General features: G+C 64.8%; 12 protein-coding genes. 4 read left to right on the top strand and 8 right to left on the bottom strand.

What is annotated here, in order from left to right:
• Positions 1–3 precede the first annotated feature (3 nt).
• The 7 genes from ACP4XC_RS07915 to dinB all read right to left on the bottom strand — a co-directional run bounded on the left by ACP4XC_RS07915 (position 4) and on the right by dinB (position 8,037).
• Entirely contained in the window at positions 4–1,656 is a 1,653-nt protein-coding gene (locus ACP4XC_RS07915) for a UDP-N-acetylmuramoyl-L-alanyl-D-glutamate--2,6-diaminopimelate ligase (RefSeq protein ID WP_427174349.1), read from the bottom strand.
• Between the two features lie 79 nt (positions 1,657–1,735).
• Positions 1,736–3,538, bottom strand: a complete 1,803-nt coding sequence (locus tag ACP4XC_RS07910; RefSeq protein WP_427174348.1) for a peptidoglycan D,D-transpeptidase FtsI family protein — start codon at positions 3,536–3,538, stop codon at positions 1,736–1,738.
• A gap of 43 nt (positions 3,539–3,581) precedes the next feature.
• Complete coding sequence (locus tag ACP4XC_RS07905; protein WP_427174347.1) at positions 3,582–4,250, bottom strand: hypothetical protein; 669 nt, start codon at positions 4,248–4,250, stop codon at positions 3,582–3,584.
• Entirely contained in the window at positions 4,247–5,245 is a 999-nt protein-coding gene (gene rsmH / locus ACP4XC_RS07900; RefSeq protein WP_427174346.1) for a 16S rRNA (cytosine(1402)-N(4))-methyltransferase RsmH, read from the bottom strand. Before rsmH ends, ACP4XC_RS07905 begins: the two co-directional genes overlap by 4 nt.
• 169 nt (positions 5,246–5,414) lie before the next feature.
• Positions 5,415–5,843, bottom strand: coding sequence for a division/cell wall cluster transcriptional repressor MraZ (gene mraZ, locus ACP4XC_RS07895; RefSeq protein ID WP_138769645.1), 429 nt, complete (start codon positions 5,841–5,843; stop codon positions 5,415–5,417).
• Positions 5,844–6,201: 358 nt separating this feature from the next.
• On the bottom strand, positions 6,202–6,573 hold the full coding sequence (locus ACP4XC_RS07890) for a DUF3040 domain-containing protein (RefSeq protein WP_427174345.1): 372 nt from the start codon (positions 6,571–6,573) through the stop codon (positions 6,202–6,204).
• 237 nt (positions 6,574–6,810) lie between these two features.
• The gene (gene dinB, locus ACP4XC_RS07885) at positions 6,811–8,037 is read right to left on the bottom strand and encodes a DNA polymerase IV (RefSeq protein WP_427174343.1); all 1,227 of its coding nucleotides are present in this window, start codon (positions 8,035–8,037) and stop codon (positions 6,811–6,813) included.
• Between the two features lie 74 nt (positions 8,038–8,111).
• On the opposite strand from dinB, the gene ACP4XC_RS07880 reads away from it, so the two are divergent.
• Together ACP4XC_RS07880 and ACP4XC_RS07875 are read left to right on the top strand one after the other, a co-directional pair.
• Positions 8,112–8,648 carry a hypothetical protein gene (locus ACP4XC_RS07880; RefSeq protein ID WP_427174342.1) on the top strand — a complete coding sequence of 179 codons (537 nt, stop codon included), beginning with the start codon at positions 8,112–8,114 and terminating at the stop codon, positions 8,646–8,648.
• Positions 8,645–9,739 carry a polyprenyl synthetase family protein gene (locus tag ACP4XC_RS07875; protein ID WP_427174340.1) on the top strand — a complete coding sequence of 365 codons (1,095 nt, stop codon included), beginning with the start codon at positions 8,645–8,647 and terminating at the stop codon, positions 9,737–9,739. Before ACP4XC_RS07880 ends, ACP4XC_RS07875 begins: the two co-directional genes overlap by 4 nt.
• Before the next feature lie 24 nt (positions 9,740–9,763).
• On the opposite strand, the gene ACP4XC_RS07870 is transcribed toward ACP4XC_RS07875, so the two are convergent.
• The gene (locus ACP4XC_RS07870; RefSeq protein ID WP_427174339.1) at positions 9,764–10,117 is read right to left on the bottom strand and encodes an Rv2175c family DNA-binding protein; all 354 of its coding nucleotides are present in this window, start codon (positions 10,115–10,117) and stop codon (positions 9,764–9,766) included.
• A gap of 242 nt (positions 10,118–10,359) precedes the next feature.
• On the opposite strand from ACP4XC_RS07870, the gene ACP4XC_RS07865 reads away from it, so the two are divergent.
• Complete coding sequence (locus tag ACP4XC_RS07865) at positions 10,360–11,730, top strand: LysM peptidoglycan-binding domain-containing protein (RefSeq protein ID WP_427174338.1); 1,371 nt, start codon at positions 10,360–10,362, stop codon at positions 11,728–11,730.
• A gap of 113 nt (positions 11,731–11,843) precedes the next feature.
• Positions 11,844–13,976, top strand: a complete 2,133-nt coding sequence (locus tag ACP4XC_RS07860) for a protein kinase domain-containing protein (protein WP_427174337.1) — start codon at positions 11,844–11,846, stop codon at positions 13,974–13,976.
• Position 13,977: the final 1 nt, after the last annotated feature.

Here is a 13,977-nt window from a genome sequence, read left to right as displayed (position 1 = left end):
GGTCTAGGACTCTATCCGCTGGTCATGGAGAACGGTGAATCCGCGGGCTGTCAAGGCCGTCCGGAGTTCCACCCGGTCATCGAGTGCCAGGTTGACGCCTTTGACTTCCTGCCATACCTCGTGGCCCCGTCCGGCCACGAGTATCGTGTCGCGGTCCGTCGCCAGGTCCACGGCGTGCCTGATGGCCGCGTCGCGGGGATAGATCTCCATGATGGTGCACCCGAGGTGTTCGCCCTCCTTGGCCGCCCGGGCGCCCGCCAGCACGTCGGCCCGGATGGCCGCGGCGTCCTCGTCGTGCGGATCGTCGTCACTGACGATCACCACGTCGGCCAGGCGGGCCGCGATGGCGCCCATTGCGGGCCTTTTGCTTTGATCCCGCTGCCCGGTGGCACCGAAGACCACAATCACCCGGGATCCTTCCTCCGGTGAGCGCACGGCCTCCAGCGCCCGTTCGAGGGCGTCCGGGTTGTGCGCGAAGTCCACCACGGCGGCAGGCGCCGCGGATACCAGCTGCATGCGGCCGGGCACGGCAACAGTGAAGGGGTCCGCGGCATCAAGCGCTGCCTGCAGCGTGACCGCGTCCACTCCGCTGGCCAGGACCATGATGGTGGCGAGGGCGGCGTTGGAGACGTTGAAACTCCCCGGCAGGCCAGTGTGCACCCGCAGTTCCGTGCCGTGCCGGTGCCGCAGTCCGAACTCGGTGCCCAGTCCCCGGGGTGCCGTTCCGGTCACTGTCCAGTCCGCCTGGCCGGCTTCCGGCTCCCCGGCACCTCTGGTGGAGAGCGTGGTGACAGGGATCCGCGCGTCCGCAGCGAGCAGGCGTCCCCAGGAGTCGTCAACAGTCACCACGGCCGCCTTCGCACGTCCCGGGGTGAACAGTTCCGCTTTGGTGCGGAAATACTCCTCCATGGAACCGTGCAGGTCCAGATGGTCCTGGGTCAGGTTGGTGAATCCGGCGACGTCGAACTCCACGCCGTCAACGCGGTGGAACGACACCGCGTGGGAGGAGACCTCCATCGAGGCGGCGTCCAGGCCGCGTTCACGCATGAGCGCAAGGAGTGCGTGAACGTCCGTGGACTCAGGCGTGGTCAGGAGACTGGGGATCGGCTCGCCGCCGGCCAGGATTTCTATGGTGCCGATCAGCCCTGTTTTCCGGCCCAGCGCCGCGAGCAGGGAATTGATGAAGTAGGTGGTGGTGGTTTTGCCGTTGGTTCCCGTGACACCGAAAAGGACCGGAGCCCCGCCGCCTTCGGGCCTGCTCTGGTAGATCAGCGCCGCAAGGCCGCCCACCACCCTTCGCGGCTGGTCGGCGACCAGCACAGGAACCGGAGTGTCGGCCGACAGCGCCAGCAAGCGCGCGCCGGCGTCGTCCGTCATAACCGCTACCGCGCCGGCCGCTACGGCGTCCGTTACGAAGTCTGCCCCGTGCCGGGCGGCGCCGGGCAGCGCGACGTAGAGGTCACCGGGCTGCACGGTTCGCGAGTTCAGGGAAATGCCGGTGACGGGAACGGCACTGGACGCCCCGGGGACAACGACGCCGATCGACTCGCCGATGGATCCCAAGGGAACAGCCGCGACGGCGCTGGGACGAAACACCGAAGCGGAGTCCGCGCTGTTCGGCGCATGGGTGCTTCCGTGGGCATTGGGCTCTGACAAGTGGATCTCCGTTGGTGCTAGTGAACCGCACCGGGCCCGGGAAAGGAGGCCGCGGTGCGTGCGGTGCTGTGTGGACGTGCTACTTGGCGTACTGCGGCAGCCTGACGGGCTCGCCCGTGGACGGCTGGACGTTGTAGGTGCGCAGGACCTGGCTCATCACCGACCGGAAGACCGGACCGTTGGTTATGCCATAGATGCTGCCCTTGGGCCGTTGCAGGACCACCTCAACAATAAACCGCGGATCGTCCATCGGCGCCATGCCGATGATGGACGCCGTGTAGCCGCAGTAACCGGATTTGCCGTCGTCGCAGGGAGATTCGGATGTTCCGGTCTTGGCCCCTACACGGTATCCGTCAATGGCCGCTTCCTTGATCTCGCCCTCGGTGACCGCGCTCTCCAGGATGTCGCGGACCTGCTTGGCGGTCTCCTTGGACACGACCTGCCGGGGGTCCTTGAGCGGGGGCTTCTCCACGCTGCCGTCCGGGCTGATGTAGCTGTCGATCAGCCGGGGCTGGAGCATCACGCCCCCGTTGGCGATGGACTGATAAGCACGCACGGTCTGAAGGGTGGATTGCGAGACACCCTGGCCGAAGAGGACGGTGTACTGCTGGCGCCCGTCCCATTGGTCGGCGGGAGTCAGGATGCCCGAGGCCTCGGCGGGCAGCCCGATATCGGGCGCCTCTCCGATGCCGAACTTCTGCAGCCAGTCATGGCGTTGCTGCGGGCTGAGCCGCTGGCCGGCCATGACCGTTCCCGTGTTCATTGAATAGCCAATGATCCCGGCGAGCGTCCGCTCCTCGGTGCCGTGGCTGAAGGCATCGTTGAATACCTGTCCGTCCACAACGTACGAGGACGGAATGGTGAACCTGTCCAGTGGGCTGGATTTGCCCTCGTCTATCAGGGCCGCCGCCGTCATCATCTTTTCCACGGAACCGGGCTCGTATGCCGCGGTCACGGAACGGACGCCCCGGTCCTTGGCGGCCACCTTGCCCGGGTCATTGGGATCCGGGGCGTTGGTGTCGGCCATGGCAATGATGTTGCCGGTCTTGACCTCGCTGACAATAATCTGGCCCCACTCGGCGCCGAGCTTGTCGGTCTGGCTCTGGATCGCCTGCTGGGCAAAGTACTGAATGTCCGAGTTCAGGGTCAGCTTGATGTCCTTGCCGTCCTGGGCAGGCGTCAACTGATCCACGCCCACGGGAATGCGCAGGCCGTCCGCTCCAATTTCGAAGACTCGTTTGCCCGGCGTGCCCTTCAGCACATCATCCTGGGACTGTTCAAGGCCTGCCTGCCCCGTGGTGCCGTCCTTCAGGAAGCCCACGATGCCGCCGGCAACGGAACCATTGGGATACACACGCTTGCTGGTGCCGACCGTGACGATTCCCGGGATCTGAAGCTTCGAAATCCTGTCTTCCACGTCCGGCTTGAGGTCCTTGGCCACAATGTAATACGGCTGTTCCCCTGTCAGCGCCGCCCGGACGGACTGGGTGTCCTGTCCCAGCACGGCGGCCAGCTCAGCGATTCCCTGGTCGCGGGAGACAGAGACGAGGCTCTCCTTCTCGCCGGTGGTTTCGAGCCGCTTGAACGACTCGGTCTTGGTGTTGACGCGCTGATCCACCACCACGTTGTAGCGGATGACGCTGTTCGCCAGGACCGTTCCGTTGGCATCAAGGATGCTTCCGCGTTCGGCCGGGAGCTCGATGGGCTTCAACCGGTTGTTGAGCGCTGCCTCAGCCATGCCCCCAACGTCCAGGCCCTGGACCATAAACAGTTTCCCGCCGACAACCAGCAAGAGCGCCAGCATCAGACCGAGCCCAAGCCGCAGCCTTCTGGTGGCGTTCGGCACTTTTACGCTCTTCGTCCTGCCTGTGCTCTGCGCCACGATGATTCCTTGCTGATTGCCTGCTGGTGGTCAGTCCTGTCGGTTATTGTCCCGGCGTCTTCTGCTGCGGCGCCGGGACCGAACCTCCGTGGAGATTGACGGCAGGCGCCGCGACGGCGGGAGCAGGAGCCGCCGGAGCCGCCGAGGCGGGAGCGGGAGTCGCGGCAGCATCTGCTGCGGGCTTCCGGGCGTCCAGCGGTTCCTTGCTGGCAGCCGGGGGAACCACGGCCAATTGGCCGGCAACAGCCGGGGCGGCGATGACGGCGCCAGCGTTCTCACCCTTGATGGCCGGCTTAGCCTTGCCGCTGACCGTCAAGGTGGACAGGTCGATCTGGCCTTTGGCGGTGGAGGCGACCATGCCCAATTCCGAGGCCTTGGCCGCCAGGTTCTGGGGAGCGTCGTAGTTCTGCACCTGCTGGGTGAGATCCTGATTCTGCTTTTTGAGCGTTGACTGGTCGCTCCGAAGCTGGACCAGCTGGTACTGGGCTGTTGAGACCGAGATGTTCAGGACCAGGACCGCCATCAGCGCCACCGCCAGCATGCCGAAGCACAGGACCACGAAGGGGGCGCGCCGTTTGCGGGGGGCCGAGCGCACCACGGACAGCGGCGTGCGCAGCTTGCGGTCGGATCCGCTGCCTGGCTTGGGGCCGGTCAGGGCGCGGGCCGACGTCCCGGACACAACGGGGAAGTTCTTGACAGCGGCGGTGCTCATGCGGCCCTCCTGGCTCTGATTCGTTCAACAGCGCGCAAGCGGGCGGACGCTGCGCGGGGGTTCTCGGCGATTTCTTCGGCGGTGGGCACCTCGGTGCCCTTGGTGAGGGTCTTGAGCTCGGGTTTATGCTCTTCCAGCTCCACCGGGAAGCCAAGCGGCGCCGATGACTTCGAACCGGCCTGGAAGACTTTCTTCACGATCTTGTCCTCGAGAGAGTGATAAGACATCACCACCACGCGTCCCCCCATTGCCAGTGCAGCCACGGCTGCCGGAACGGCGCGCTCAAGCACGTCGAGTTCCTCATTGACCTCGATGCGAAGCGCCTGGAAGGTCCGCTTGGCCGGGTGGCCGCCAGTTTTGGCGGCACCGGCGGGAACCACAGCCCGGATTGTCTCGACGAGTTCGCCCGTGGTGGTAAACGGCTTTGCCGCGCGGTCCGCAACAATGCGGTTGGCGATCCGGCCGGCGAATTTCTCTTCGCCCCATTTGCGGATGATCCGCACGAGGTCCTCTTCGCTGTAGCTGTTCACAACGTCCGCGGCGGTCTGCCCGCGGCTGGTGTCCATCCTCATGTCCAGCGGAGCATCGAATGAGTAGGCGAAGCCCCGTTCCCGTTCATCGAGCTGGAGGGACGAAACGCCCAGGTCCATGAGGACGCCGTGCACTTCCGTGAGGCCGAGGTCTTCGAGGACCTCCGGGATTTCGTCGTAAACGGCGTGCACGAGGTCGGTGCGGCCGGCGAATGGCTTGAGCCGTTCGCCGGCAAGGGCGAGGGCTTCCTCGTCCCGGTCGATGCCGATGAGGTGAAGATCGGGAAAGCGCTGCAGCAGGGCCTCGGAGTGGCCACCCATGCCCAGGGTGGCGTCAATCACCACAGGAGTCTCGCCGCGCTTGCGTGCTGCTTCGAAACCCGGGGCCAACAAATTGATGCACCGGTCCTTGAGGACCGGTACATGGCGTTCGGACGTGGGTTTTGACTGGTTGGGGTCGCTCATACCGTTGTCCTTCCTTGCCGCGTTGAGCCTCGGGTGTTTCTTGAGCCAGATCCCCATCCGCGCCTATCCCTGCGCCCGCCTGGCTCCGGGGAAGTGAGCCAGGACAACGCAGGGATGGGCGGCTGGAGATCTCGTTCAAGAAACGTCTGTCCGACGTCGCGGCCTGGATTCAGAGGATTCCTGGAATAGCGTCGTCGGTTTCCGAGAAGGCTGTTTCCTTCTCGGCCAGGTACTCGTTCCAAGCCTGGGCGTCCCAGATCTCCGCGCGGGTTCCGGCGCCAATGACGGCCAGTTCCCTGCCGAGTCCTGCGTACTCCCGGAGCGCCGGCGGAATCGTCACGCGCCCCTGCTTGTCAGGTACCTCGTCCGAGGCTCCAGAGAGGAAAACGCGGATGTAGTCACGGGCCTGCTTGGAGGAAATTGGAGCCTCCCGCATCTGCTCGTGAACCCGGCCGAATTCTGCCTCGCTGAAGACGTAGATGCAGCGCTCCTGGCCCCTTGTGAGAACCAGCCCGCTGGCAAGTTCCTCACGGAACTTCGCGGGGAGGATGATTCGACCCTTTTCGTCCAGACGCGGCGAGTGTGTGCCCAAGAACATGGCCCACCGCCTGTCTGTCGTCAGGAGCTGCACGTCCCCTGTGCTGCCACTACCCTCTTACTCGCTCCACTTTACTCCACATCACTCCACAGTCAACGCGACACGGAACATTTGTCCCGCGTCTGGAGGTATTTCCGGCCGAAAACAAAGGATTCAGCACGGTGGTGGAAAGTGGAGGGGTTTTTCGCGCCACTCGTAGGTCGGCGCCTCCGGCCGGCGTACAAGTGGCGCGGATTAGGTCGTAGGAGTCAGTCCCCGGGCCGGGGCAGGTGGAGATTAAAGCAAAAGACCCGCCGAAGCGGGTCTTTTGCGGCTTCCTCAGAAGGCGGTGGCGCGAAGTGGAGGGCGAGAAATGCTTTTATGACTCGCCGCGGCGTCGTTCATCCCAACGGTCCTCGAGACCGCTCATAAACGAGTTCCTGGCTTTCCCGGATTTCTTGCCCCCGCCTGATTTGGCTTTTCCAACGGCGGAACTGCGCATGGTGGCGAAATAGACACCGGCGCCCATTACGACAAATCCAAGGACACCCACGAAAATGTTCTGAAGTGACACGCCGACCAGCAGGAGGAGGACTCCGGCGAGGGTGGCCAGCACGCCAATGACGATGTGGCGTGTGGACCAGTTGCGGCCTGGATCCGATCCCATTGAGTTGGCAAACTTCGGATCGTCCTCGTGCAGCTGCTTCTCAAGCTGCTCCAGCAGCTTCTGTTCGTGCTCCGAGAGCGGCATCACGACCTCCTTAAGTCGGCCAACGTCAGGACTTGCCGTGGCCTCTGGTTCTCAATCCGATAACGTCCGGCATGCGCGGTAGGTTCCCGGCCACCCGAAAGACGGATAAAACCGGGCTCCACGCATCCGGACGACGGCTGATTCAGTGGGCTGTTCAGTATGTCCCGACGTTCGAAATCTATGTATATCTAAGGATAGTTTGTTGCGCCCTGTTCTGAAAGATACCGCCCCCACGGTTCACCGGGAGGTGTTTCCCGGACCCAACAGCTTGGCCGGCATCACCGACTTGGACCCGAATTTTTCCGCGACCTGGTCGAGGACCTGCTCCGCTGCCCGCCAGTTGTCATCGCGCCGGTCCAGGCTCAGCTGGAGCGAAGTCTGCGCGGCCTCCTCGAGTTGCTCCGCGCGTACCCCGACGAGCCGGACCGTCATGGGCCGGGTTCCCAGCGACTCAAGCAGTTGGACGGCCACCGCATAGATCAGCTGGGCGCTGTCCACCGGAGTCTGCACCGTGCGGCTTCGGGTGACGGTGGAAAAATCGGCATATCGGATCTTGAGGGCGATGGTCCTGGCCATCATCCCCGAGCCGCGGACCCGCTCAGCGGTCCGGTGCGACAGCCGCAGCAGTTCACGGTGCAGGAGGGAATCGTCCGCGGTGTCCACGGCGAAGGTCTCTTCGGCCCCGATGCTCTTTTCAAGCCGCACCGGCGTCACCGGGCGGGGGTCAATTCCCCAGGAGAGCCTGTGGACGTGCTCCCCCGCCGCTCCCAGGGCTCTTTTCAGGGACGGCAGCGGAGTTGCGGCGACGTCGGCCACCGTGCGGATTCCCATGCGTGCCAGGACTTCAACGGTTTTGGCGCCGACGCCCCACAGCGCGCTGACCGGAAGAGTGTGGAGGTACGGGACCGTCTGGGCCGGTTCGATCAGGAGCAGCCCGTCCGGTTTGCAGCGCGTGGAGGCAATCTTGGCCACGAATTTGCTGGCGGCAATCCCCACCGACGCCGTGATGCCCAACTCGGCCAGGACCCGCTGACGAATGATCCCGCCGATTTCACGCGGAGTCCCCAACCGCCGGATGGCTCCGCCGACATCCAGGAAGGCCTCGTCGACGCTAAGGGGTTCCACGAGATCGGTAATGGATCCAAAGATCGCCATCAGCTGCGCCGAGACTTCGTAGTAGAGCTTGTGCCGGGGTTCGATGATCACCGCCGACGGGCACATTCGTGCCGCGACTGCCATGGGCATGGCCGACTTCACGCCGAAAGCGCGCGCCTCATAGGAAGCGGACAGCACCACCGAGCGGTCGGCGGGATACCCCACGATGACTGGCTTCCCCTTAAGCCCGGGACGGCTTCGCAGTTCCACGGAGACAAAGAAAGCATCCATGTCCACATGCATGATGCTGCTTCGACGGAGCTCCCGGAGGGTCACTTCGAGCTGCTGTTTATCCTGGTCGGGCCCCACGCCTTCAATCCTATGCCGTCGGACTGACTAAACTGGAGGCTGAATCCGGCATCAACACCAGGAGGACTGTCTCTGTGAAGGTTATTGGAAAGCTCAAGCCTGCGGGCGCGGCCGTCATTGTGGTGGGCTCCTTGCTTGCCCTCTCGGCTTGTTCGCCGGCCGAGCCGCCGGGCGCAAAGGCCTCAACCGACACAGCCAGCGCCTCCGCTTCCGTGACCGGCCAGCCGACGGTCACTGCTTCGGCCAGCCCGTCGGCCTCGCCAGGGACCTCGGCCACCGTCGGCGCGCTGGTCCCGGGCTTCCCCGAAAAACTCCTCCCCCTCATGCCAGGGGCAAAGGTGGTCTCCAGCAGCTTCGATAAGACCACCACTCCCGCCACGGCGGCGTTGGTGGGCAGCATCACCTCACCCGCCAGCGCCGTCGTTGACTTTTACACGAAAGAGCTTGAGGCCCAAGGCTTCAAGGCAGTTCCCGGGGACAAGGTCGGCGCCGTGGCATCAAAGGATTTCCTGCGCGGGGACAACGAGACCGTAAACGTGGCGGTGGTGGAGACGGGCGGTGTCTCCACTTTCACCATCGGCGCAAACGTCGCAGCCGAGTCCGCCAAGTGACCGTCGCGGAGCAGCTGCGCCTGGAACAGGCAGCCTTCGTGGCCGCGGTTGCTGGAAAACTCAACGAGTTCCTGGCCACGCGCCAGTCGTTAATGTCCGCCATTTCGCAGGACATCGATCCATTGATGGGCTCCATTTCAAATCTGGTGACCGGGGGCAAGCGGCTGCGCGCGCTTATGTGCTACTGGGGATGGCGTGGGGCAGGCGGCGAGGCGGCCGCCCACGAAGTGGTGACAGCCGGGTCCGCCCTGGAGCTCTTCCAGGCGGCGGCCCTGATTCACGACGACATCATTGACCGTTCAGACACCCGCCGCGGCGGCCCCAGCGTCCATCGCCGTTTCAGCCAACTGCACCAGAGCCACGGCTGGGCCCTGGACAGCGAACGCTTCGGTCACGCTGCCGCTATCCTCACCGGGGATCTCTGCCTGTCCTTCAGCGAGGAGTCGTTCACCGACATCGGCGCCGCGGCGGCCTCGGGGAGCCAGGCCCGGCTCATTTTCAATCTGATGCGGGCCGAAGTCATGGCCGGCCAGTACCTCGACATCCTCGAAGAGGTTGCCGGGCCCATGCGGGACCGTGCAGGCGCCGTCAGCCGCGCGCAGTCGATTATCCGGTTCAAGTCCGCAAAGTACTCCACCGAGCACCCGCTCGCACTGGGGGGCGCACTGGCCGGCGCATCCGATGAACTGCTCAGGGGCTATTCGGCGTTCGCACTTCCCCTCGGCGAGGCCTTCCAGCTTCGCGACGACGTCCTCGGCGTCTTCGGAGACCCCGTGACAACCGGAAAACCGGCCGGCGATGATTTACGCGAAGGCAAGCGGACGGTGCTGGTGGCCTTCGCCCTGGACTTATCCACTCCCGAGGAGTCCCGTTTTATCGACGCGAAGCTGGGAAGTCCGGATCTTTCGGACGCCGATGTGGAGGAAATCCGGCGAATTATTCAGGACTGCGGAGCTCTGCAGGCAACCGAGGTACTGATCGAGGAATTTGGCCGGACCGCGTTTGCCGCCCTGGACCTTCTGCCCCTCGAAGACCTCCCCAAGACCGCACTGCGGAGACTCGCGGAGGCAACCGTCAGCCGCGCGGCCTGATAAGGCCGCCGCGGCGGCAGATGGTTACCAGGCCAGCGACTGGGCCCGGCGTCGGATTTCCGTCTTGCGGCCTTCGCGCAATGCGTCGATCGGCCGGCCCCGGAGGGACTCGTCCGGGGTGAAAAGCCAGTTGATGAGCTCTTCATCAGAAAAACCCGCGTCCGACAGGACAATGATTGTCCCCTTCAGGCTGTCCACAGGATGTCCATCCTGGATAAAGGCTGCCGGTACCGACCTGATGCGCCGGTCCCCCACTCGAATTGCGGCCAGCGCACGCTCGTCGAGCAGACCATGAACTTTCGTGATGGAAACGTTCAACAATTCTGCGACATCGGGCAGCGGCAACCATTCGCCTACAAGGCTTTCTACAGTACTCACGGATCAAGATTGCCATGGCGGGAGCGGTTGCGCCTAGTCAGCAGTCGGCGCCCGGAGAAGTGGCGAATTCGACACTCCGAAAAAAGGCCTTAGGGAAAATCCAGCAATTGTTGTGCTAAACGTCAATTCGTGAGACATTCACATAGATCACATTTGCACCAGAAATCCCTTGAGCAACTCTAGTATCATTCGTACCACTGGCTTGACCGACAGCACTCGCCGCTGAGAAGAGGACCTTTCCCATGACGACGCCCCGCTCGCCAAAGCAGCACCCCAGGCCAAGCCTGCCCATGATTGCAGCGACGACGGCCGCCCTTCCCGCCGTCATCCTCTCCTCCCTGGCTATCGCCGAGCCCGCAGCCGCTGAACCCCGTCCGCGGGCCCTTCCGGCCACCCTTGCTGCCGCCATGCAGGCACAGGAGGCCGCCGTCAAGGCAGGAGTTATCCCCGCGGGATCGGTCTCGACTGCCATTCCGAGCTCCTTCCGGCCGGCGCAGCAATCGGCGCCCGCCGACTACACCATTGCCCGGGGCGACACCATCAGCGGGATCGCGGGTCGTTACGGTTTGGACACCTACGCCGTCCTCAAGCTGAACAATCTGCAGCCGAACACCATCATTTATCCGGGCCAGAAGATCAAGCTGACCGGTTCGGACGCTGCCCCGGCTCCGTCCGAGCCGGCCCCGGCGGCCAAGCAGGATGCGCCCGCCAGCAGCGGCGGCAGCGTCTACACCGTCAAGTCAGGAGACACCTTGAGCGCGATCGCTGCGCGCCATGGCGTTAAGCTCTCCGAGGTTTTCGGCTGGAACGGGCTCAACATGGGCTCCATCATCTACCCCGGCCAGAAGATCAAGATCGGGGACGGCGCCACGGCTGCGCCGGCCCCGGCAGCAGCTCCGGCACCCGCTCCGGCGCCGGCTGCGGCAGCGCCCGCCCCGGCACCCGCCAGCTCGGGCTCCTACACCATCAAGTCCGGGGACACGCTTTCGGCCATCGCGGCAAAGAACGGCGTGAAGTTGTCGGACATCCTTTCGGCCAACCGGCTGACCATGAGCAGTGTCATCTACCCGGGCAACAAGCTGGTGATCCCCGGCGGCTCCATCCAGCCGGCCGGCTCCGTGACGCCACTGGTCCCGAGCACCTTCCTCGGCTTCTCCTACCCCTCGGCCGTGGTCAACTCGGCCAACCAGAACAAGGCACTGCTCAACGCCGCGCCTGTTCCCTCCCGCGAGCAGATGAAGTCGATCGTGGCCGACACCGCCAGGCGCATGGGCGTGGATGCCTCGCTGGCACTGGCTTTCGCTTACCAGGAGTCGGGCTTTAACCAGCGCGCGGTGTCGCCGGCGAACGCCATCGGAACCATGCAGGTGATCCCGAGCTCAGGTGAATGGGCCTCGGACCTTGTGGGCCGCAAGCTCAACCTCCTGGACCCGTACGACAACGCCACAGCCGGCGTGGCCATCATCCGCCAACTCGTGAAGACGAGCAAGGACGTGGACAACGCGATCGCCGGCTACTATCAGGGCCAATACTCCGTCAGCAAGAACGGCATGTACGACGACACGAAGGCCTACGTGGCCTCCATCAAGGCCCTCCAGAAGAACTTTTCCTAGCTTCACCCTCGCGCCGGGCACTGTCCTGGCGCCTTCAGGACAGGGACCACCGAAAGGGGCCCGAATCGTATGTCGATTCGGGCCCCTTTCGTTCCAGCACTTAGGATCGTAGGGTGCAGGAACAAGTGTCGGACTCTCTCGTTGGAACGCTCGTGGACAATCGGTACCTGGTCCACTCGAAGCTGGCGCGCGGCGGCATGTCCACTGTCTACCTCGCCACCGACCAGCGCCTGGAACGGGAGGTGGCACTCAAAGTGCTGCATCCGCATCTGGTGAACGACGGCAACTTCCTGGACAGGCTGGGCCGCGAAGCCAAGGCCGCGGCCAAACTTTCCCACCCCCATGTTGTGGGGGTCCTGGACCAGGGTGCCGATGCCCGCACGGCCTATCTGGTCATGGAATACATCAAGGGCCACACCCTCCGGGACGTCATCAAGGAGAAGGGAGCGCTGTCTCCCCGCCTTGCCCTCGCCCTGATCGACCCCGTGGTGGAAGGCCTTGGAGCCGCCCATGCAGCCGGGCTGATCCACCGGGACATCAAACCCGAAAATGTGCTGATCGCCGACGACGGCCGCATCAAGGTGGGGGACTTCGGACTGGCACGGGCGGTCACCACGTCCACGAGCACGGGGGCCCTGATCGGTACCGTGGCGTACCTGTCCCCCGAACTGGTGATGGGCAGGCAAGCGGACGCCCGCAGCGACATCTATTCCGTAGGCATCATGCTTTACGAGATGATCACGGGCAGCCAGCCGTTCACCGGCGAGGTTCCCATCCAGGTGGCCTACCAGCATGTGAACTCGACGGTGCAGCCGCCCTCTGCCGTGGTGCCCGGCCTGGCTGCGGAAGTGGACGAGTTGGTTCAGTGGTGCACCGCAAACGACCCCGAGAACCGGCCGGTCGATGGGAACGCCCTGCTGTCCGAGCTGAGGCACATCAGGACCAACCTGACTGACGCCGAGCTGGACCTCCAGCCTCCCGCGGCCCGCTCAGCCACCTCCCCCGCTCCAGCGGCCTCGCCGCCTCTGCCTCCGCCGGCGGCCGCCGGCATGGACGGGCAGGATCGGGACCACACAGCAGCGGCACACACGGAAGTCCTGTCCGGCCGGCAGCTTCCCACCGAAGTCATCTCCCGCCCAAGCAACCCCACAACCGTGCTGTCGGCGCCGCCGCCGGTGCGCCCTTTCGGTGCGCTGGCGGCCCCGGGGGACACCGAACCTGTCGAAGAAACCCAGGACGATGGCACACCCACGGCCGCGGCCCTGAGCAAGCGCGCCCAGCGCAAGCAGCAACGCGACGCGGACAGGGCGCAGGCCCGCGCAGCAGCCACGCCACTGCGCACGCTCCGGGAAGGAAGCCCCAGGCGCCGGGGCCTGCTGTGGGTCATCGTCCTGGTCATTATTGCCCTACTGGCCACGGGCGCGGGCTGGTTTTTTGGAATGGGCCCGGGCTCCCCCGGAACCATCCCCCGCGTTTCAAATAAGACCGTGCCAGAAGCGCAGCAGCTGCTGCGGACCGCGGGGTTCCAGTCCACCACCAAGGATGTCTTCGATGACGACATCTCCGCGGGGCTGGTGGTGGGTTCCGAGCCTGATGCCGGCAAGGAGGTCCGGAAGTTCCAGGTGGTGTCGCTCTTCGTGTCCAAGGGCCCTGAGCTGTTTCCGCTCCCGGCACTCACCGGAAAGAGCCTGTCGGATGCCAAGGGCGCCCTCAACGGCGCGCAGATGGCATTGGGACCGGTGACTGAGACGTTCGATGACGCCGCCGCGGCCGGGACAGTCCTTGACCAGGATCCGGCCGGCGGGACCCCGGCCAAACGCGGAACGCCGGTCAGCCTCACCGTGTCCAAGGGACCCGAACCCATCGCGGTTCCCGACGTCCGCGGCCAGGAGCAGGACGCCGCGGTCAGGACGTTGGAAGCCGCCGGCCTGAAGGCCGTGATAGCGCCTGACACCGTGAACGACAAGAAGGTGCCCAAGGGCGCGGTGGCGGCCCAGTCGCCGTCGTCCGGGACACTGACCAAGGGCGCGCCGGTGACCCTCACCGTCTCCAAGGGGCCCAAACTGGTTGATGTTCCGAGCTTCATCGGCAAGCAGGCCAACGATGCACGCCGTTCGCTTGAGAAGCTCGGCTTCGAAGTCCGCGTCAATAACATCCTCGGCGGGTTCTTCGGCACAGTCCGGGACCAGGAGCCCGTGGACACAAAGGTCCCCGAAGGCTCCGTGGTCACGCTGACCGTGGTCTAGC

The organism is Arthrobacter sp. 92 (assembly GCF_050260325.1).
GTDB lineage: Bacteria > Actinomycetota > Actinomycetes > Actinomycetales > Micrococcaceae > Arthrobacter.
Note: the sequence above shows the minus strand (reverse complement) of the source record. Positions and strands in the feature narration are given on the sequence as shown.